The organism is Amycolatopsis sp. lyj-23 (assembly GCF_046549135.1).
In the GTDB taxonomy this organism is placed as follows: domain Bacteria; phylum Actinomycetota; class Actinomycetes; order Mycobacteriales; family Pseudonocardiaceae; genus Amycolatopsis.
Map to the genome: position 1 here is coordinate 550,217 of NZ_JAJPWN010000005.1, position 19,692 is coordinate 569,908.

The window sequence follows — 19,692 nt, forward strand, 5'->3', positions numbered from 1 at the left end:
CAACACGGACGTGAATCACGTCTCTACCGGGGGATATGCCCGCTCACCGGCACCCGGGGCGCGGATAGGCTCTGCGACCATGCCCGCGCACCTGACCGGCCGCCGTCCCGAGCTGTCCGCCGACGAGCTGATCGGCGCGCTGGTGCCGCCGCCGCGCTTCGACGCCGTCCGGTTCGAGACCTACCTCCCGAACCCGGACGAGCCGAGCCAGGCGGCCGCGGTCGAGGCGTGCTCGGCCTTCGCGGCGAAGGTCGGCGCGCGGCGCGAGAAGAAGCGGTTCAAGCTCTTCGGCGGGTCCGCGGAGCCGCCCGGGCCGATGGGGCTCTACCTCGACGGCGGGTTCGGCGTCGGCAAGACCCACCTGCTGGCTTCGACGTGGCACGCCGCGCCCTCGCCCAAGGCGTACGGCACGTTCGTCGAGCTGACCCACCTGGTCGGCGCGCTGGGCTTCGCCGAGGCCGTCCGGCGGCTGTCGGAGCACCGGATCCTGGCCATCGACGAGTTCGAACTCGACGACCCGGGCGACACCACGCTGGTCACCCGGTTGCTGCAGGAGCTGATGGACGCCGGGGTGTTCGTCGCGGCGACGTCGAACACCCTGCCGGAGAAGCTGGGGGAAGGCCGGTTCGCCGCCGAGGACTTCCTGCGCGAGATCCAGACGCTGTCGGCGCGCTTCGGCGTGGTCCGCGTCGACGGCCCGGACTACCGCCACCGCGGCCTGCCGGACGCGCCGCCGCCCGTTCCGCCGGAGGAGCTGGAAGCGTCGGCCGCGGCGCACGACGGGTCCACTGTGGACGACTTCGACGCGCTGTGCGCCCACCTGGCGGAACTGCACCCGTCCCGCTACGGGCGGCTGCTCGACGACGTCACCCGCGTGCACCTGCGCGGCATCCACCCGGCGCCGGACCAGAACGTGGCGCTGCGGCTGGTGGCCTTCGCCGACCGGCTCTACGACCGGGCGATCCCGCTGGTCGTGTCGGGCGAGCCGCTGCCGTCGCTGTTCACCGAGGAGATGGTGAACGGCGGCTACCGCAAGAAGTACCTGCGCGCGGTCAGCCGGTTGACGGCACTGGCTCGCGACGCCGTACCGGCCAGCTGACCAGCACGACCGCGACGGCGAAGAGCGTGCCGCCCACCACGTCGGTGAGGTAGTGGTAGCCCATGCCGACGAGCCCGGCCGCCGCGGCGAGCAGGGTCACCGCGGCCAGCACCACCACCAGGACCCGGCGCGTGACGAGGACGAGCACGGTCAGCACGGCCACCAGGCTCACCGTGTGGCCGCTCGGGTAGACCAGGGTGCCGTTCTTCCACCGGTCGTACAGCGGTTTCAGCAGGAAGCTCGTCAGCAGGATCGCCAGCACCGGCACGGCGAGCGTGAGCGCGGCCTCCAGCCGCCGCCCCGCGCGCAGGGAAAGGACGGCCGCGAGCAGGCCGAGCGCCAGCACGACGTACGGCTCGGTGGGGAAGACCAGCACCCGCACCACGCCGGGGGACAGGTGCGCGACGGCCCCCGCCGCGGCGGCGTCGACCGCGCCGGGCGTGGTCCCGCCGGCGAACGGCAGGCCCAGCAGCAGCGCGAGCAGGCCGCAGACCGCGGCGATCGTCCTCACCCGCGCGAGGGTAGCCGGACCCCTGCGGAACGCCGGGCGTCGCGGGTGCGTCACGATGCGGGGGGACGGACTCGGGAGGAACGGATGCGGGTCACGGTCACCGGCGCCGGGATCATCGGGCTGAGCAGCGCGTACCGGCTGGCCGAAGCGGGGCACGACGTCACGGTCGTGGCGGCGGCCCCGCCGCCGGAGTCGACGTCGGCGGTCGCGGGCGGCGTGGTGTACCCGCCGATCCGGGTGCCGGACGAGCGGATCGTGCGGTGGACGGCGGCGAGCCTCGCGGTGTTCCGCGCCCAGGACGCGCCGGGCGTGCGCTTCCGCCGCGGCCGCGTCCTGGGCGACCCGGACCCGTGGTGGCTCCCGGCGGTGGAAGACCCGGCCCGGGCCGGCGACGGCGTGGCGTTCACGACGGCGGTGGTCGACCCGCCGGTGTACCTCGACTGGCTGCTCGCGCGGGTGGGCGAGCTGGGCGTGCGGCTGGAGTACCGGTCCTTGACGTCGCTTTCGGGCCTGTCCGCGGACGTCGTGGTCAACGCGGCGGGCCTCGGCGCGGGCGCGCTGGCGGGCGACCCGGGGATGGTCCCGGTCGGCGGCCAGGTCGTGCACGTGACCGACCCGGGCCTGCCGGAGTTCGTCGTCGACGGGCGGGGCCCGGGCGTCACGTACGTGATCCCGCACGGCCGCCACGTGGTGTGCGGCGGAACCGAGGAACCGGGCCGCGGCGACACGGACCCGAACCCGGCGGTGGCGGCGGACATCCTGCGCCGCTGCCGCGAACTCGAGCCGCGCCTGGCGGACGCGCGGGTGCTGCGGTCCCGGGTGGGCCTGCGGCCGTTCCGGCGCGCGGTGCGGCTGGAGCGGGTCGGCGACGTCGTGCACTGCTACGGCCACGGGGGCGCGGGGATCACCCTGGCCTGGGGCTGCGCGGCGGACGTCGCCGCCTTGGTCGACCAGCCGGGCGGAGTGCTCGCGTAGCCGTCCCCGTGGGTCCCGGAAGATCCACTAGGGAGCATCCCCGATGTACCGGCCGAGGATCGCCGCGACACTGGTGCCTCACCGATCGGGGGAACGATGTCGTCGAGACAACCAGGAACCAGGTTCACCGCGTCGCTCGTCGCCGGTGTCACCGCGCTGTCGCTCACCGCCACGGGAACGGCCGACGCCGCCGACAGCCCCGACCCTCGAGCGATCACTCGGGCACTGGAGCTGATGACCGCCGGCGGAGCCGCGGGCGCCCAGGTCGGCGTCACCGTCGGCGGTAGGCGGTTCACCGCCCGCAGCGGCGTCGCGCGGCTCGGCGCCCCCCGAGGCGTGCCGGTGAACGGGCGGTTCCGGATCGCCAGCGTCACCAAGACGTTCACCGCCACCGTCGTCCTGCAACTCGTCGGCGAAGGGCGGCTCGCCCTCGACGACGCCGTGTCCCGGTACCTGCCCGGCCTGCTTCCCGACGGGGACCGGATCACCGTCCGCATGCTGCTGCAGCACCGCAGCGGCCTGTACAACTACTCCGACGACCTCACCGGCGACCCCGCCGAGCTCCAGCGGCACTGGGCGCCCCGGCAACTGGTGGCCATGGCCACCGCCCACCCGCTGAACTTCCCGCCCGGCACCGCGTCGAAGTACTCCAACACCGACTACATCGTCGCCGGCCTGCTCGTCGAAGGCCTCACCAGCCGATCATGGGCCACCGCCGTCCGGGACCGGATCATCCGCCCCCTCGGCCTCCACGGCACCACGCTGCCCGGGGACCGCACCGCCATCCCCGGACCGCACGCACACGGCTACGCCCAGCGTGCCGGGACACTCGTCGACGTCACCGCGATGAACCCGTCCGTGGGCTGGGCGGCGGGCGAGATCATCTCCACCACCGCCGACCTCGACACCTTCACCGCCGCCTTGTTCGGCGGCCGGCTGCTGGCACCCGCCCAGCTCACGGACATGACCACGTTGTCCCCGGCCGACGCCCCCTACGGCCTGGGCCTGAGCACCGACGTGCTGTCCTGCGGCGTCCGGGTGTGGGGCCACACCGGTGACGTCCCCGGCTACCACACCCTGCTGGCGAGCACGCGCGACGGGCACATCCGCCTGCAGCTGTCCCTGACCACCGCGACCCGGCAGACACCGCAGCAGGGCTATCGCGAACTCGTCGACGACGTCTTCTGCCGACAGGAAAACCCATGACACTGCTCGCCGTCGAGCGCATCAAGTTGTTCTCCACGCGTTCGCCGTGGTGGTGCGCGCTGACCGCCCTGGTGCTGAGCGTCGGACTCGCGGCCCTCATCGCCGGCACCCGCGAAGACGCCGAGTTCACCGCCACCGTTGCCTCGACCCAGTACGGCTACGACTTCGGCGTGGCCGTGATCATGGTGCTGGCCGCGTTGTCGGTGACCACCGAATACCGGTTCGGCACGATCCGCACGACTTTCCAGGCCGTGCCGCGGCGAAGCCCCGCCGTGCTCGCCAAGGCCGTGGTGGTGGCCCTGCTCGGCTTGACCATCGGTGAGGTCAGCGCCTTCGGCTCGTGGTTCGTGGCGAGGTTGCTGCAACCGCGTGCCGATCTCGCGCTGGACAGCACCGCGGACTGGATCAACGTGACCGGCGTCGGCGTTCTCTACGCGCTGGCCGCCGTGATCGCGGTCGCGGTGGGCGTTCTGGTCCGGCACAGCGCCGGCGCGATCGCGCTGTTGCTGTGCTACGCACTCGCCGCGGAGAAACTGGTCCAGCTCGTCCCGGGTGTCGGCAAGGACATCTACCAGTGGATGCCGTTCAACGTGGCCGCCAAGGTCCTCACCGGCACCGGGGCCTCCAACGAGAGCGCCCACGGCGCAGGGCCGGTGTCGTTGTCCACCTCACCCCTGCCCCAGGGCTGGGCGCTGGGCTACTTCGCCGCCGTTGCCTTCGCGCTGCTCGCTTTGGCCGTTACCGCGGCGAAGAACCGCGACGCCTGACCCGTCGCGATCCGGGCCGCAGTTTCCTGTCCGGTCAGGTCGCCGAGAAGGCGGCGTGGTCGGCCTCCGTCCGGTCGGCGTAGCGCACGGCGTACGCGCCCATGGCTTCGTCCAGTTCCGAGTCGTCGGCGAAGTAGCCCGCCAGCAGTTTCGGGTGCAGGGACCGCGTGTGGGCGCGCGCGAGCAGGGCCCCGGCGAGCCTGCCGTAGTCGTCGAGGTGGTCCTTCTCCAGCTGCGCCGGGTCGATGTCGCCCTTGAGGTTGCGGAACTGCCGGACGATGAACGGGACGCCGTCGATCGTCGTCCAGCCGAGGAGGATGTCGGTCTCGGCCTGGACCAGCCGGGCGCCGTCGACGATGCGCTGCCCTTCGTGCGGCGCGGCGGGCAGGCCGAGGTGCGGCGCCAGTGCGGGCCGCTGGGCCTGTTTCACCTGCAGCACCAGGTCTTCGTCGTCGTTGCCGTGCAGCAGGGCGACGTAGCTGCGCAGCCCCACGCTGCCCGTGCCGACCACCCGGAAGGCGACGTCGGCGAGCCGGTAGCGCGCGATCAGCGTGCGCCGCGACTCGCGCAGCGTGTCCACATAGGACACAAGGCCGTCAGCGACGGCCTCGGCGGTTCTCGCGTCGACGTGCACGAGGATCGGTGGATCCGCGACGAACCGGTGGCGCGCCAGGCCCGTTTCGTGGTCGTCGACGCGCTCGGTCCACTTCGCGGAGACCTTCGCGCTGTCGTTCTTGCGGGCCTTCTCGGCGGCGTCGGCGAAGTCGTCGATCAGCTCGCCGGCTCGGGCCTTCGACAGCACCGAGGAGTCCGGCAGGGCGTTCCAGCTGCGCAGGAACGGCAGCTCGGCGAGCGCCCGGATGGTCCGGCGGTAGGACTTGACGGCGTCTTCGGCGGCCTCGCGGCAGCCGGCCTCGCCGATGCCGCCTTCGCGCCCGGCGAGCACGAGGCTGGCGGCGAGCCGTTTGAGGTCCCACTCCCACGGGCCCGGCACGGTCTCGTCGAAGTCGTTGATGTCCATCACGATCTTGCCCTCGGGCGTGCCGTAGAGCCCGAAGTTGGCCGCGTGCGCGTCCCCGCAGAGCTGCGCGGTGAGGCCCGAGTCCGGCGTCCCGGCGAGGTCGGCGCCCATCAGCCCGGCCGCGCCGCGGAAGAAGGTGAACGGCGAGGCCAGCATGCGTTCCCGCCGCAGCTGCACCAGCTCCGGCAGCCGACCGGCGTTGGTGGCTTCGAAGTACTGCTTCGCGCTCGGCCGGTCGTCCGCCGCGGCCGCGTGGTCGTGCGCCGTGACCGGCGTCTTCTCCCGGAGCCGCTTCCCCTGTTCGTACAGCTCGGCCGGTGTCACGCTTCCGGTGCCCACCAGCGGGCGTTCGCCTGCTCCCATACCGGGCACAACGACCGAAGGGGACGTTGTGCTCCCGGACGGTCGGCTTGCGCACCTGGGCGGTTCTCGAGGATCGGCGCGCCGGGGCGGGCGCCGGACGTCGTATTCGCGGACGCCGCCGGGGCGGGAGGGCATTCGGTGGCGCCGGCCAGTGTGGCGGCCGCGCGGGAACGGGGGTACTTGCCGGTTCGGTGACAGTGGCGGCGTGGTCGGTGATCCGGCCGAGGGCGACCCGGCGGGTCGGCGCGCCGGGCACAACGACCGAAGGGGACGTTGTGCTCCCGGACGCCGCCGGGGCGGGAGGCTCACCCGGCGGCGTCCGGGTGGTCTCAGTGGCGGATCACCTCGGCGATGGCGTCGATGCCGCGGTCCAGCTCCTCGCGGGTGATCACCAGCGGCGGGGCGACGCGCAGGGTGCGCTCGTGCGTCTCCTTGCACAGCACGCCCCGCGTCGCCAGCGCCTCCGACGCCTCGCGGCCCGACGGGCCGCCCGGGGCGATGTCGATGCCCGCCCACAGGCCGCGGCCGCGGACCTCCGACAGGCCGTGGCCGATCAGCTCGGTGAGCCGGGTGTGCAGGTGGGCGCCCAGTTCGGTGGCGCGCTGCTGGAACTCGCCGGTGTTCAGCAGCTTGACGACCGCCCGCCCGACCGCGCAGGCCAGCGGGTTGCCGCCGAAGGTCGAGCCGTGCTCGCCCGGCTTCAGCACGCCCAGGACGTCCCGGCGGCCGGCCACCGCGGACACCGGCAGGATGCCGCCGCCGAGGGCCTTGCCGAGGGTGTAGACGTCCGCGCGGACGCCTTCGTGGTCCAGCGCCAGCACCGTGCCGGTGCGGGCCAGCCCGGACTGGATCTCGTCGGCGACCAGCAGCACGTTCTGCTCGTCGCACGCCTGCCGGACGTCGGCGAAGTAGCCCTCCGGCGGCACGACGACACCGGCCTCGCCCTGCACCGGCTCCAGCAGCACCGCGGCGGTGCGCGGCGTGATCGCGTCGCGCAGCGCGGCCGCGTCGCCGTACTTCACCGTCACGAAGCCCGGCGTGAACGGGCCGAAGTCGGCGCGGGCGGTCTCGTCGGTGGAGAACGACACGATCGTGGTGGTCCGGCCGTGGAAGTTCGAGCCGGCGACGATGATCTCGGCGGTGCCGTCCGGCACGCCCTTGACCCGGTGCGCCCACTTGCGGGCGATCTTGACCGCGGACTCGACGGCCTCGGCGCCGGAGTTCATCGGAAGCACCAGTTCGGTGCCGGTCAGCTCGGCCAGCTCGCGGCAGAACAGACCCAGCTGGTCGTGGTGGAACGCCCGCGACGTCAGCGTGACGCGCCCGAGCTGCGCGACGGCGGCGGCGACCAGGTCCGGGTGGCGGTGGCCGAAGTTCAGCGCCGAGTAGCCGGACAGGAAGTCGAGGTAGGACCGGCCCTCGACGTCGGTCACCGAGGCGCCGGAGGCTTCGGCGATCACGACGGGCAGCGGGTGGTAGTTGTGCGTGCTCCACCGCTCGTCGAGCTCGATGAAGCTCGCGGCGGTGGGGGCGGCGGTCTCCCGGCCGGCGAACGTCGTCATGTGTTCAGGTTAGAGGCAGAACACGCAGAGTTCAGCCGGGAATCGTTGCTTTCACCCGTTGTTCGTTGCGCAATATCGCGTTAACACCCCCGAAACGATGCGTGGCCGTTGACGGCGATATCGGTAAGCCGTAACTTACCGTTCGTGGCGACTTACGGAAGTGACCAGCTGGCCGCCCTCGCCGACCCGTCGCGCCGCGCGATCTTCGAAGCGCTGCGGGACGGGCCGCGGGCGGTCGGCGAGCTGGCCGCCGACCTGCCGATCAGCCGCCCGGCCGTGTCCCAGCACCTCAAGGTGCTCAAGGCGGCCGGCCTGGTCACCGACCGGGCCGTCGGCACCAAGCGGCTCTACCGGCTGGAACCGGCCGGGATCGCCGCTCTGCGCGCCTACCTCGACGGGATGTGGTCGGACGCGCTGAAGTCCTTCGCCGACCTGGCGGAAGCAACCGAGGAGGAGCAGTCATGAGCCTGGACCCGATCCGCAGGACGATCACCGTCGCCTGCTCGCGCGAGCACGCGTTCAAGACCTACACCGAGGCCTTCGACAGCTGGTGGCCGCGGCAGCACCACATCGGCGAAGGCGACCTCGCCGAAGCCGTCCTCGAGCCGAAGGCGGGCGGCCGCTGGTACGAGCGGACCGTCGACGGCGCCGAGTGCCAGTGGGGCGAAGTGCTCGTCTGGGAGCCACCCGCCCGGGTGGTCCTGTCCTGGCGCATCGACGGCGACTGGCGGATCGACCCGGACCCGGCCCACGCCAGCGAGATCGAGGTCAGGTTCATCGAGGAGGGGCCGCGCTCCACCCGCGTCGAGCTGGAGCACCGCGGCTTCGAGCGGCACGGCGAAACCGGCGCGAAGGTGCGCGAAGGCGTCTCCGGTGAAGGCGGGCACGGCGCCCTGCTGAAATTGTTCGCCGAGAAAGCCGCCGCCTGAACGGGTAGTTTTTCCGGATGGCCAAGAAGCACGACGGAAGCCGGGTCCGGGACGCGCTGCGCGTCGGCGGTGAGCTGCCGGACCCGGGGTCGGCCCCGGTCGGGCCCGGCAAGAAAGCCAAGGCCCTCGCCGGGCTGGAAAGCGCGGGCGAGCGGCTGTCCGCGCTGCAGGAGGCGCTCTACGCCGAGGGTGTCGGCGGGGGCACCCGCCGGGTGCTGCTCGTGCTGCAGGGCATGGACACCTCCGGCAAGGGCGGCACGGTCTCCCACGTGCTCGGTCTGGTGAACCCGATGGGCGTGCGGTACGCGGCGTTCAAGAAGCCGACCGCGGCCGAGCAGCGGCACGAGTACCTGTGGCGGATCCGCAAGCAGCTGCCCGCGCCCGGCCAGATCGGCGTCTTCGACCGCTCGCACTACGAGGACATCCTCGTGCCGCAGGTCAGCGGCCTGCTCACCGGGGCAGAGCGCCGTCGCCGCTACGCCGAGCTGAACGCGTTCGAGCAGGAACTGACCGACGCCGGGACCACGGTCGTCAAGGTGTTCCTGCACATCTCGCCGGAGGAGCAGCTCAAGCGGCTGAAGGCCCGGCTCGTCACGCCGGAGAAGCGCTGGAAGTACAACCCGGGCGACTTGGAGGCGCGGTCGCACTGGCCGGCCTACGCGAAGGCGTACGCCGGCATCTTCGAGAAGACGTCGACCGCGCACGCGCCCTGGTACGCGGTGCCCGCCGACCACAAGTGGTACCGCAACTGGGCCGTCGCCGAGCTGCTCATCGAAACCCTCGCCGACCTGGAGCCGCGCTTCCCGGAACCGGACTACGACGTCGGCGCCGAACTGGCCAAGCTGAAGGGTGTTGGCGTCCGGTCGTGACCGTCTGGAAGAGTGCGGGCGTGACCGATGTCGACGACCTCCCGTTCCTCCGCAAACAGGCCCGGACCCAGCGCTTCACCCTCGGCGCGCCGAAGGAGTTCCGGGTCGCCCCGGACGGCTCCCGCGTGCTGTTCCTGCGCGCGGAGTCGGGCACCGACCCCCGGCACAGCCTCTGGTCGGCGGACCTGGCCACCGGCGCCGAGACGAAGCTGGTCGACGCCGCCGAGCTGCTGCCCGGCGAGGAGGAGCTGCCCGCCGAAGAGCGCGCGCGGCGCGAGCGGGCGCGCGAGACCGGCGGCGGCGTCGTGCACTACGGCGTCGACGCGGCCTTCACCGTCGCGGTGTTCTCGCTCTCGGGCAAGCTGTACACGCTGGACCTCGCTTCGGGCGAGGTGACGCTGCGCGTCGGCGGCGCGGTCATCGACCCGCGGCCCAGCCCGGCCGGCACGCACGTCGCCTACGTCCAGAACCGGCGGCTGCACGTGCTGGAGCTGGCCACCGGCGACGACCGCGTGCTCGTCGAGGAGGACGGCGAGGACGTCGCCTGGGGCCTCGCCGAGTTCATCGCCGCCGAGGAGATGGACCGCACCCGCGGCTACTGGTGGGCGCCCGACGGCCGCAGCATCCTGGCCGAGCGCTCCGACCGCGGCCCGGTCCCGCGCTGGACCATCGCCGACCCGGCCAACCCGCAGAACCCGGCCAACGTCGTCGCCTACCCGGCCGCGGGCACCACGAACGCCCTCGTCTCGCTGGCGGTCCTCGGCCTGGACGGCTCGCGCGTCGACGTCGCGCCGGGCGACTGGGAGTACCTGGCCTCGGTGCACTGGTCGGCCGGCGGCGCGCCGCTGCTCGCCGTGCAGCCGCGCGACCAGAAGCGGCTGGACGTCCTCGCGGTGGACGTCACCGACGGCACGACGTCGGTCGTGCACACCGCCACCGACCAGCACTGGATCGACATCGTCGGCGGCGTCCCGGCGTGGACGCCCGACGGCCGCCTGGTCGTCGAGGGCATGGTCGACGGTGACCACCGGCTCTTCGTCGGCGGCGAGGCCGTCACCCCGGCCGGGCTGCAGCTGCGGGCCGTCCTCGACGTCGGCACCGAAATCCTGTTCAGCGCCTCCGAGGACGACCCGACGCAGATCCACGTGTTCCGGACCGAGGGTGCGTCGGTGCGACGGTTGTCCACTGTGGACGGCGTGCACGTCGGTGCCGGGTCCGCCGCGGTCACCGTGCTTTCGTCGTGGAGCCTGGAGCACAGCGGACCGCGTGTCTCGGTGCTGCGGGACGGCGCGCCGGTCGCGACGATCGATTCGTCCACTGTGGACCCGGACATCGTGCCGAACCTGACCTGGCTGACGCTGGGTGAGCGTGGGTTGCGCGCGGCGCTGCTGCTGCCGCGCGGGTACGAGCCGAGCGAAGGCAGGCTGCCGGTGCTGCTGGACCCGTACGGCGGCCCGCACGCGCAGCGCGTGCTGCAGAGCCGCAACGCGTTCCTGACGTCGCAGTGGCTGGCCGACCAGGGCTTCGCGGTGCTCGTCGCGGACGGCCGCGGCACGCCGGGCCGCGGCGCGGTGTGGGAGCGCGAGATCCACGGGCGGCTCGCCGACGTCACGCTGCAGGACCAGGTCGACGCCCTGCAGGCGGCGGCGGCCCGGTTCCCGGAGCTGGACACCGAGCGCGTCGCGATCCGCGGCTGGTCCTACGGCGGGTACCTGTCGGCGCTGGCGGTGCTGCGGCGGCCGGACGTCTTCCACGCGGCGGTCGCGGGCGCGCCGGTCACGGACTGGTCGTTGTACGACACGCACTACACCGAGCGGTACCTCGGCAAGCCGGAGGACGAGGTCGAAAGCTACGCGCACAACTCGCTGATCGAGAGCGCGGGCGAGCTGAGCCGGGCGCTGCTGATCGTGCACGGGCTGGCCGACGACAACGTGTTCGTCGCCCACGCGCTCCGGTTGTCGTCGGCGTTGCTGGCGAAGGGGCGGCCGCACGTCTTCCTGCCGCTGGCGGGCGCCACCCACATGACACCGCAGGCCGAAGAGGTCGCGGAGAACCTGATGCGCACGCAGGTGGACTGGCTCCTGCGTGAACTGTCGGCCGTCGAAAAGGAGACCGCATGAGTCGCTGGGGCCTCACGATCCCGCTCACCGGAGTGCCGCTGACGGCGCACCGCGAGCTGGTGGAACAGCTGCCGGACCTGGGTTACACGGATGCGTGGACGGCCGAGACGGCGGGCACGGACGCGTTCACGCCGCTGGTGCTGGCGTCGCAGTGGGCCCCGCAGCTGCGGCTGGGCACGGCGATCGTCCCGGTGTACACGCGCGGCCCCGGCCTGCTGGCGATGCAGGCGGCAACGGTGGCGGAGCTGGCCCCGGGCCGGTTCGTGCTGGGCATCGGCGCGTCGTCCCCGGTGATCGTGTCGCAGTGGAACGCGGCGTCCTTCGACGAGCCGTTCGCCCGCTCCCGCGACACGCTGCGCTTCCTGCGCACGGCGCTGGCGGGGGAGAAGGTGACCGAAAAGTACGAAACGTTCGCGGTGTCGAAGTTCCGTTTGGAGCGCCCGGCCGACCCACCGCCGTCGATCATGCTGGCGGCGTTGCGCCCGGGCATGCTGCGCCTGGCCGCGCGCGAAGCGGACGGCGCGATCACGAACTGGCTGGCGGCGTCGGACGTCCCTCGCGTGCGGTCCGTCGTCGGCCCGGACGTCGAGCTGGCGGCCCGCATCTTCGTCTGCCCGACGGAGGACGCGGAGGCGGCCCGCGGCCTGGGCCGGATGCTGATCTCGAGCTACCTGACGGTCCCGGTGTACGCGGCGTTCCACGAGTGGCTCGGCCGCGGGGAGGCGCTGGCCCCGATGCACGAGGCGTGGGCGGCCGGGGACCGGCAGAAGGCGAACCAGGTGATCCCGGACTCGGTGGTGGACGAGCTGGTGATCCACGGGAGCGTCGAGTCGTGCCGCGAGCAGGTGCAGTCCTATGTGGACAACGGGCTGACGACGCCGATCATCGCGCTGCTGCCCACGGGTGAGGACCCGTTCGAGCAGGTGCGCGGTCTGGCGCCGCGCTGATATTGCGTTGCCTTCCTCCGGGGCGGGGTGTTTCCTGACCCCGGAGGAGGGATCGGATGAGAAGGAAGTCGCCGCAGGAGAAGAAGCGGCTCAGCTACCTGAAGGACCGCCGCGACGCCTACGGCGAGAACGCCAAGTCGACGCGCAAGAACCTGCCGCGCAGCAAGGCGTTCGCCCGCCGCGCCAACCGCGCGCGGGAGAGCCTCGCCCTGCGGGCCGCGACCGGGGCGCCCGACGAAGCCCGCGCCGAGGCGGCCGAGCTGCGGCTGCTGCGCAGGCGCCCCCGGGTGAAGCGCAAGTGGGCCGACACCCCGTTGGCCGAGTACGTCGAGTGGAAGCTCGACTACCGCGCGGGCCGCGAAGGCGGCCAAGCGAAGCGGCTGGACGAGGCGCTCGGCCGGGTGCAGCGACGGATGCGGCGTCCGGACCGCTAAGCGAAGACGCCGGTGGCCAGCACGAGCCCGAGGGCACCCGAAGCCAGGCCGGCGAGCACGGTGACCACCACGTTCACCACCGCGTACAGCCGCGTCTTCTCCAGGAACAGCCGGACCGTCTCGTAGCCGAACGTCGAGAACGTCGTCAGCCCTCCGCAGAAGCCGACCGCCACCAGCGCGCGCACCGATGACGGCTCTGCGCCGTGCAGGAGCCAGCCGCTCAGGAAGCCGAGGATGAACGAGCCGGCGATGTTCACCGTCAGCGTGCCGAACGGGAACGGCGAGTCACGCCACCGCTGCACGCGAAGGTCCGTCAGGTAGCGCAGGATCGAGCCCGCCGCGCCGCCGAGGGCCACCAAGACCAGCGTCACTCCGCCCGCCCCATGTATTCGCCCAGGTAGATCGTCAGGCGGGTGGCAGGTCCTTCCATCAGCGTCCCTTTCGCGCCGCACGCGTTGCCGCGAGACCGGCCGCCACCGCCATCAGGCACAGGACCACCGACGCGGCCACGTACGCCAAGGATTCCACGAGACGGCCGGTCGTCGCCGCGTCGAGGGTGTCGGTGACGAACGTCGAGAACGTCGTGAAGCCGCCGAGGATCCCGATGCCGAGGAACGGCCGGAGGAGGTGGTGGGGGCGGGCGGTGGTCGTCAGGACGGCCATCAGGACGCCGATGAGCAGACAGCCGAGGACGTTGGTGAGCAGCGTCGCGACGGCGAACTCGCCGCGCGCGTGCGGGATCGCCGTGGACAGGCCGTAGCGGGCGAGGCTGCCGAGCGCGCCGCCCGCGCCGATCGCCGCCAGGACGTCCCACCGGGGCACGCTGATCACCTCCTCGCGGTGAACCTACTCCCGATGGCCGACGCGTCCCCGCCACCCGGTCGAGCATGCTGGGACGAGACCGGGTGACAGGCAGCGGCCGGTCGCCGTACTGTGGCTCGGCGTAGGCAAGGCAATCCTAAGGAAGGCGGGTACATGCGGGCAGACGGCCTGGCCGGGGGCAACGGCGGCGCGGACCGGCTCGGCGAGCTGATCCCGGTGGCCCTGCGCGCGATGGCGGCGGGCGTGGCGGAACGCGGCGGCCCGGTGCCGGCCGGCGGGCCGGCCGCGGTGGCGGCGGCGCTGGTCGCGGAGCGTGGCGAGCCCGGCCAGACGGCTGGGCCCCGCGAGTCCGCGACGGCCGCCGAGGGCGGTGAACCGGACCATGGTGTGCTCCCCGAAGCGGGGCAAAGCGGCTCGCCGGCACCCTCCGGTCGCGGCGCCCTGCCCCGCCGCGGGATCGGGGCCGAAGCCGCGCTGGAGCAGCTCAGCCGGCTCCTCGCCGCCGGGTCCGCCGATCCGGCCGATCCCGCCTGTGCTGCCCACCTGCACTGCCCGCCCCTGGCCGTCTCCGTGGCCGCCGATGTCGTCGCCGGGGCGCTCAACCCCTCCATGGACTCCTGGGACCAAGCGCCCGTCGCCAGCGAACTCGAACGCGAGTTCACCACCGGGATCGCCCGGTTGTGCTACCCGGACGCCGAGGACCCCGATGCCGTCGTGACCACCGGCGGTACCGAATCCAACCTCCTCGGCCTCCTCTTAGCCCGCGAAAACGGCGTCCTCCAGCCGGTCTGCGGGGCCAACGCCCACCACAGCGTCGCCCGCGCCGCCTGGCTGCTCGGGCTGCCCGCCCCGATCGTCGTCCCCTGCGAAGGCGACCGGCTGCTGCCCGACGCCCTCGACGAGATCCTCACCCCGGGCTGCGTCGTCGTCGCCACCGCCGGGACCACCAACACCGGCACCCTCGACCCGCTGCCGGAAATCGCCCGGATCTGCCGCGACCACGGGGCCCGCCTGCACGTCGACGCCGCATACGGCGGCATGGCGCTCTGCAGCGACACCCTCAAGGCCAAGCTCGCCGGTCTCGAACAAGCCGACTCCGTCGCTCTCGACCTGCACAAGTTCGGCTGGCAGCCGGTCGCCGCCGGGCTCTTCGCCGCCCGCGAGGCCGGCGACCTCGGGGCGCTCACCGTCCGCGCCGAATACCTCAACGCCGACGACGACACCGAAGCCGGCCTGCCGGACCTGCTCGGCCGCTCGATCCGGACGTCCCGGCGGCCGGACGCCTTCCGGATGGCCGTCACCGTGCACGCACTCGGCACCGAGGGCCTCGGCGCGCTCGTCGAACGCTGCTGCGCCACCGCCACCGACCTCGCCCGGCACGTCGAGGACCACCCCGGCCTGCGGCTGTGGGGCGCGCCCGAACTGTCCACAGTGGTCCTGCGGCCGGCCGTCGCCGACGAGACGGGCGGTGACGAGCTCGTCGCGCGCGTCCGGCGGGCGCTGCTGGAGGCCGGGACCGCCGTCATCGGCCGGGCCGCGTTGCCGACCGGGCCCGGCGGGGCGAACCAGCTGTGGCTCAAGCTGACGCTGCTGCACCCGCACACCGCCGCCGCCGACTACCTCCCGCTGCTGGACCGGATCGTCGCCACCGCCGGCGCCGAGCTCGTCGCCGGCCGGGAAAGCCCGGTCGCTTCGTGAGGCGCCACCACCTCGCCGGGGTCGGGATCGGGCCGTTCAACCTCTCGCTCGCGGCCCTGGCCACCGCCGTCGACGGCCTCGACGCCGTCTTCTTCGACGCGCGCCCGGAGTTCCGCTGGCACCCCGGCCTGCTCGTCGAAGGCGCGACGCTGCAGGTGCCGTTCCTCGCCGACCTGGTGACGCTGGTCGACCCGACGAACCCGTTCTCCTTCCTCAACTACCTGCGCGACCGCGGCCGGCTGCTGCCGTTCTACTTCGCCGAGCGGTTCCACCCGCCGCGCGTGGAGTACGACGACTACGGCCGCTGGGCCGCCGCGCGGCTGCCGTCGTGCCACTTCGGGCACGAGGTGACCGGCATCCGCTGGGTGGGCGACGCCTTCGAGCTCACGATCGCGGGCCAGGAGCCGGTGCTCGCGGACAACGTCGTGCTCGGCGTCGGCTCGGTGCCGTCGGTGCCGGAGCCGCTGCGCGACCTCGTCGCCGATCCGGGCGTGCTGGCCGTGCACTCCGCCGATTACCTGACGCGCCGCGACGAACTCCTCACCGCCGAGAGCGTCACGGTCGTCGGGTCCGGGCAGTCGGGCGCGGAAGTCGTCCTCGACCTCCTGCGCAGCCGCTCCACTGTGGACGGACTGCGCTGGCTCGCCCGGACGCCCGCGTTCGCGCCGATGGAGTACTCGAAACTCGGCCTCGAGCAGTTCACGCCGGACTACACCGCGTACTTCCACGGCCTGCCCGAAGCGGTCCGCGACCGGCTCCTGCCCGCGCAGTGGCAGCTCTACAAGGGCATCGACACCGAAACGATCGGCGCCATCCACGACGAGCTCTACCGCCGCAGCATCACCGGCCCGCCGGGAGCGGTGCTGACACCGGGCGTCGAAGTCGTCTCGGCGTCCACTGTGGAGGGACAGGTCGAACTCGGCGTCCGGCACGCGCAGCAGGGCCGCAGCGCCACCGTGCGCACCGCCGCCGTCGTCGCGGCCACCGGGTACGCCGAGGCGCCGACCGGGCCCCTGCTGGCCGGGCTCGGCGACGCCGTCGGCCGCGACCGGCGCGGCCGCCTCGAAGTCGGCGCCGACTACCGCGTCGCGCTCGACCTGCCCGGCTCGCTGTTCGTGCAGAACGCCGAACGGCACACCCACGGGCCCGGCGCTCCCGACCTCGGCCTCGGCGCGTGGCGGGCGGCCGTGATCCTCAACGCCGTCTGCGGCAAGACCGTGCACGAACTGCCCGACCGCACCGCGTTCACCACGTTCGGCCTGGAGGACCTGTGACCCTCGACGAGGCGGCCGCCTGGCGCGCGGCCGGCGCCCTGATCACGCACAAGATGCTCGGTGAACTGTCCTACGAGCACATGCTGGAGCCGGTCGCCGACGGCGAGGAATACCGGCTGGAACTGCCCGGCGCCACCTACACGTTCCGGGCCCGGCGCGGGGCGTTCGACGCCTGGACGGTCGAACCGGGCAGTGCCCGCCGGTCCGGCGAGCCGGCCGACGACCCGCGCACCCTCGTCGTCGACGCCCGCGAAGTGCTGGGCCTGAGCGGCTTGCGGCTGGCCGACGTGCTCGCCGAGCTGACCTCGACGGTCGCCAACGAGGCCGCCCGCCTGCGCTGCGCGCCGACCGCGGCCGCACTGTCCACGATGGACTACAACCTCGCGGACGGCCACCTCACCGGCCACCCGCGGCTCGTGCTGAACAAGGGCCGCGTGGGATTCTCCGCGCGCGACCGGGCCCGGTACGCTCCGGAAGCGGGCGAGGACATCCGGCTGCGCTGGTTCGCCGTCCACCCCGGGCACGCCGAATTCCGCTGCGTCGGCGAGCTGAGCCGGGACGCGCTGCTGGACGCGGAACTCGGCGAGCTGCGCCCCGAGTTCGCCGCGAAGGCGCCCGAGGACTACGTCTGGGTGCCCGTGCACCCGTGGCAGGCCGACGAGATCCTCGGCACCCTCTACGCCGCCGAGCTCGCCACCGGGGTCGTGATCGACCTCGGCGAGAGCGCCGACGCCTACCGGCCGCACCAGACCGTCCGGACGCTGGCCAACGTGAGCACGCCCGGCCGCCACGACGTCAAGACCGCCGTGTCCGTGCGGAACACGCTCGTCTACCGCGGGCTCAACTCGGCGGCCACGCTCGCCGGGCCGTCGGTCACGACGTGGCTGCGCCGGATCGGCGCGGCCGATCCGCTGCTGACGCAGGAGTACCGGTTCGGGCTGCTCGGCGAGGTCGCGAGCGTCTCGGTCCGGCACCCGCTGTTCGGGCACCTCGAAGAGCTGCCGTACCGGTTCCACGAGACGCTGGGCGCGCTGTGGCGCGAGCCCATCCGGCTCGCGGCCGGGGAGCGCGCGATCTCGTTCGCGGCCCTGCCCTACCGCGGTCCGGACGGCGGCTCGGTGCTGGCGCACCTGATCGGCGGCGGCGACCCGGCTGCGTGGCTGATGAGGCTGTTCGACCTCCTGCTCACGCCGTTGCTGCAGTGGCTGCTGCGCCACGGCGTCGGCTTCTGCCCGCACGGCCAGAACCTCGTCCTGGTCGTCGACGCGGCCGGCCGGCCGCAGCGGGTGCTCATCAAGGACTTCGCCCAGGGGGTCGACCTGCTCGACGAGCAGCTCGAAAGCTACGCGTCACTGCCCCCCGAAGCGGCATCGGACATGCTGCGCTGGCCCGCGCACCTGCTCGCGCAGTCGCTGTTCAGCTCGGTGTTCTCCGGCCAGTTCCGGTTCTGGGCCGAGCTCCTGCTCGACGAGCTCGGCCTGCCGCGGGCGGCCTTCTGGGCGCCGGTCCGGGAGGTCGTCGGCCGCTACCGCGACGAGAACCCGGATGTGGCCGCGCGCTTCGACGCCTGCCGCCTGTTCGCCCCGGACGTCGAGCGCGTGACGCTCAACCGGGAGCACTTCGCCGGTCAGGGCTTCGACAAGGTCGAACGCGACGACGAATTCGACGTCCGGTGGGGCCGGGTGCCGAACCCGCTGCACGCCCCGGATCCGGGCGGCGCCTGGTGACGCCGTTCGCGCGTCCGGTCGGCCCGCGGTCGCTGGCCGCCCGGCGCGCGGCGGCCGTGGCCGGGGAGGCCGTGCTGCGGGGGCTGCTCGTCGAGGAGGGGGCTCGGCTGCTTCTGCTGGTGCCCGATCCGCACGCGCGGTTCGCCGCGGTGGAGCTCGCTGCGCCGTTCGCCGCTTCGGTGCTCGACGACGGTTATGGCGTGTGCAGCTACGTCTTCGCGTGGACGCCGTCGCGGGATCCGCTGCCGGCGTCCGGTGTGCTCGGCGGCTACCTCGAAGGGTTCGGGGATCTCCGGGTGCGGCCGGATGCGGCTTCGGCGATCCCGCTGGGGGAGCGGACTTGGGCGGTGGTCGGCGACGCCGGATGGCCGTCCGGATCCGCTGCGGAGCTCGCGCCGCGGGAGGTGCTGCGGACGCAGCTCGCCGCGCTGGAGGGGTTGGGGGTCGTGCCGTCGGTGGGGATCGAGCACGAGGTCGTCTTCCGGGACGCTCACGGCGTGCCCCTCACCGCGCACGGTGTCGACTACGCGGTCGGTGGTACCGAACGGCTGGCGCCGCTGCTGGGTGATCTGCGGAAGGAGCTGGCCGACGCCGGGCTCGGGGTCGAGTCCGCCCGGGCCGAGTGCCATCCGGGGCAGTACGAGATCGTGCTGCGACACCGGGATGCGTTGGCTGCCTGTGATGATGTGCTGCTTCAGCAGCTCGTGGTGCGCCGGGTGGCCGCGCGGCACGGGGTCACCGCGGACTACCTGGCGGCGCCGGAGCCGGGGCAGGGGAACTCCGGGCACGTGCACCTGTCGTTGTCCGCCGTGGATGGTTCGGAACCGGATCTGCTGGGTGGGTTTCTCGCCGGTGTGCTTCGTGACGCGCGGGCGTTGACCGCGGTGTTCGCGCCGACTTGGAACTCCTACGTCCGGCTGCGGACCGCGCCGTTTTCGCCGCGGGAGGTTCGGTGGGGGCACGACGACCGGACCGCGTCGGTGCGGGTGGCCGGACCCGCGTCGGGGCGTCGGCTGGAGTTCCGGTTCGCCGGGGCCGACGCCCAGCCGCATCTCGTCGTGGCCGCGTTGCTGGCCGCCGGGCGGTTCGGGCTGGAGGAGGGGCTGACGCCGCCGGAGCCCGGGGTGACGGTCGGTTCGCTGGCCGCGTCGCCTTGGGAAGCCCGGTCGCTGATGGATCGGGTGGGGGAGTTGCTCGGGGCCGATGTGGCCGCCCAGCTGGCGGCGATGTTGAGCGAAGAGATCGAGGCCGGGCTGGACTCCGTGACCGATTTCCAGCGGCTCCGGGGTGCGCTGCGGGCTTGAGCGGGCGCCCGGGCCGGGGCGGGCCGTGCGCGGATCTTCACCGGCTGGGGGTTGCGCGCGGAGC

General features: G+C 73.2%; 19 protein-coding genes. 14 read left to right on the plus strand and 5 right to left on the minus strand.

The features are described from left to right. The first annotated feature begins 79 nt into the window (after positions 1-79). Positions 80-1,099 (plus strand): cell division protein ZapE, encoded by a 1,020-nt coding sequence (zapE, locus tag ACLJPY_RS15225; RefSeq protein ID WP_410589011.1) that lies wholly within the window; start codon positions 80-82, stop codon positions 1,097-1,099. On the opposite strand, the gene ACLJPY_RS15230 is transcribed toward zapE, so the two are convergent. Then, positions 1,053-1,610, minus strand: coding sequence for a phosphatase PAP2 family protein (locus tag ACLJPY_RS15230; protein WP_410589013.1), 558 nt, complete (start codon positions 1,608-1,610; stop codon positions 1,053-1,055). The genes zapE and ACLJPY_RS15230 overlap by 47 nt on opposite strands. Positions 1,611-1,694: 84 nt before the next feature. Here ACLJPY_RS15230 and ACLJPY_RS15235 point away from each other — a divergent pair, with 84 nt between their 5' ends. The 3 genes from ACLJPY_RS15235 to ACLJPY_RS15245 all read left to right on the plus strand — a co-directional run bounded on the left by ACLJPY_RS15235 (position 1,695) and on the right by ACLJPY_RS15245 (position 4,558). Further along, the gene (locus ACLJPY_RS15235) at positions 1,695-2,585 is read left to right on the plus strand and encodes an FAD-dependent oxidoreductase (protein WP_410589015.1); all 891 of its coding nucleotides are present in this window, start codon (positions 1,695-1,697) and stop codon (positions 2,583-2,585) included. A 96-nt stretch (positions 2,586-2,681) separates the two neighbouring features. Beyond that, the gene (locus ACLJPY_RS15240; protein WP_410589017.1) at positions 2,682-3,791 is read left to right on the plus strand and encodes a serine hydrolase domain-containing protein; all 1,110 of its coding nucleotides are present in this window, start codon (positions 2,682-2,684) and stop codon (positions 3,789-3,791) included. Then, a complete protein-coding gene (locus tag ACLJPY_RS15245; RefSeq protein WP_410589019.1) occupies positions 3,788-4,558 on the plus strand; it encodes an ABC transporter permease in 771 nt (256 codons plus the stop codon). Before ACLJPY_RS15240 ends, ACLJPY_RS15245 begins: the two co-directional genes overlap by 4 nt. 34 nt (positions 4,559-4,592) lie before the next feature. On the opposite strand, the gene ACLJPY_RS15250 is transcribed toward ACLJPY_RS15245, so the two are convergent. Together ACLJPY_RS15250 and rocD are read right to left on the minus strand one after the other, a co-directional pair. Next, on the minus strand, positions 4,593-5,942 hold the full coding sequence (locus ACLJPY_RS15250; protein ID WP_410589021.1) for a DUF2252 domain-containing protein: 1,350 nt from the start codon (positions 5,940-5,942) through the stop codon (positions 4,593-4,595). A 329-nt stretch (positions 5,943-6,271) separates the two neighbouring features. Further along, positions 6,272-7,504: an ornithine--oxo-acid transaminase gene (gene rocD, locus ACLJPY_RS15255; RefSeq protein ID WP_410589022.1), complete on the minus strand. Its 1,233-nt coding sequence runs from the start codon at positions 7,502-7,504 to the stop codon at positions 6,272-6,274. A 144-nt stretch (positions 7,505-7,648) separates the two neighbouring features. Here rocD and ACLJPY_RS15260 point away from each other — a divergent pair, with 144 nt between their 5' ends. Genes ACLJPY_RS15260 through ACLJPY_RS15285 form a run of 6 tightly spaced genes read left to right on the plus strand, consistent with a single transcriptional unit; the run spans position 7,649 to position 12,803 of the window. Continuing rightward, positions 7,649-7,969, plus strand: coding sequence for an ArsR/SmtB family transcription factor (locus ACLJPY_RS15260; protein ID WP_410589024.1), 321 nt, complete (start codon positions 7,649-7,651; stop codon positions 7,967-7,969). Beyond that, positions 7,966-8,433, plus strand: a complete 468-nt coding sequence (locus tag ACLJPY_RS15265; RefSeq protein WP_410589025.1) for an SRPBCC family protein — start codon at positions 7,966-7,968, stop codon at positions 8,431-8,433. Before ACLJPY_RS15260 ends, ACLJPY_RS15265 begins: the two co-directional genes overlap by 4 nt. 17 nt (positions 8,434-8,450) lie before the next feature. After that, entirely contained in the window at positions 8,451-9,302 is an 852-nt protein-coding gene (locus tag ACLJPY_RS15270) for a PPK2 family polyphosphate kinase (protein WP_410589027.1), read from the plus strand. A gap of 20 nt (positions 9,303-9,322) precedes the next feature. Beyond that, on the plus strand, positions 9,323-11,422 hold the full coding sequence (locus ACLJPY_RS15275; protein WP_410589029.1) for a prolyl oligopeptidase family serine peptidase: 2,100 nt from the start codon (positions 9,323-9,325) through the stop codon (positions 11,420-11,422). Then, complete coding sequence (locus tag ACLJPY_RS15280; RefSeq protein WP_410589030.1) at positions 11,419-12,369, plus strand: LLM class F420-dependent oxidoreductase; 951 nt, start codon at positions 11,419-11,421, stop codon at positions 12,367-12,369. Before ACLJPY_RS15275 ends, ACLJPY_RS15280 begins: the two co-directional genes overlap by 4 nt. A gap of 56 nt (positions 12,370-12,425) precedes the next feature. Then, positions 12,426-12,803 carry a hypothetical protein gene (locus ACLJPY_RS15285; protein ID WP_410589031.1) on the plus strand — a complete coding sequence of 126 codons (378 nt, stop codon included), beginning with the start codon at positions 12,426-12,428 and terminating at the stop codon, positions 12,801-12,803. On the opposite strand, the gene crcB is transcribed toward ACLJPY_RS15285, so the two are convergent. Both crcB and ACLJPY_RS15295 read right to left on the minus strand, forming a co-directional pair. Beyond that, positions 12,800-13,174: a fluoride efflux transporter CrcB gene (gene crcB / locus ACLJPY_RS15290; RefSeq protein WP_410589033.1), complete on the minus strand. Its 375-nt coding sequence runs from the start codon at positions 13,172-13,174 to the stop codon at positions 12,800-12,802. The genes ACLJPY_RS15285 and crcB overlap by 4 nt on opposite strands. 58 nt (positions 13,175-13,232) lie before the next feature. After that, entirely contained in the window at positions 13,233-13,634 is a 402-nt protein-coding gene (locus ACLJPY_RS15295; RefSeq protein ID WP_410589035.1) for a fluoride efflux transporter FluC, read from the minus strand. Between the two features lie 144 nt (positions 13,635-13,778). Here ACLJPY_RS15295 and ACLJPY_RS15300 point away from each other — a divergent pair, with 144 nt between their 5' ends. From ACLJPY_RS15300 to ACLJPY_RS15315, 4 genes are read left to right on the plus strand one after another with little or no spacing between them, the layout of a single operon-like run. After that, positions 13,779-15,323 carry a pyridoxal phosphate-dependent decarboxylase family protein gene (locus tag ACLJPY_RS15300; RefSeq protein ID WP_410589037.1) on the plus strand — a complete coding sequence of 515 codons (1,545 nt, stop codon included), beginning with the start codon at positions 13,779-13,781 and terminating at the stop codon, positions 15,321-15,323. Further along, entirely contained in the window at positions 15,320-16,597 is a 1,278-nt protein-coding gene (locus ACLJPY_RS15305; RefSeq protein ID WP_410589038.1) for a lysine N(6)-hydroxylase/L-ornithine N(5)-oxygenase family protein, read from the plus strand. Before ACLJPY_RS15300 ends, ACLJPY_RS15305 begins: the two co-directional genes overlap by 4 nt. Further along, positions 16,594-18,324, plus strand: coding sequence for an IucA/IucC family protein (locus ACLJPY_RS15310; protein WP_410589040.1), 1,731 nt, complete (start codon positions 16,594-16,596; stop codon positions 18,322-18,324). Before ACLJPY_RS15305 ends, ACLJPY_RS15310 begins: the two co-directional genes overlap by 4 nt. Continuing rightward, positions 18,321-19,628 carry a glutamine synthetase gene (locus ACLJPY_RS15315; RefSeq protein ID WP_410589041.1) on the plus strand — a complete coding sequence of 436 codons (1,308 nt, stop codon included), beginning with the start codon at positions 18,321-18,323 and terminating at the stop codon, positions 19,626-19,628. Before ACLJPY_RS15310 ends, ACLJPY_RS15315 begins: the two co-directional genes overlap by 4 nt. Positions 19,629-19,692: the final 64 nt, after the last annotated feature.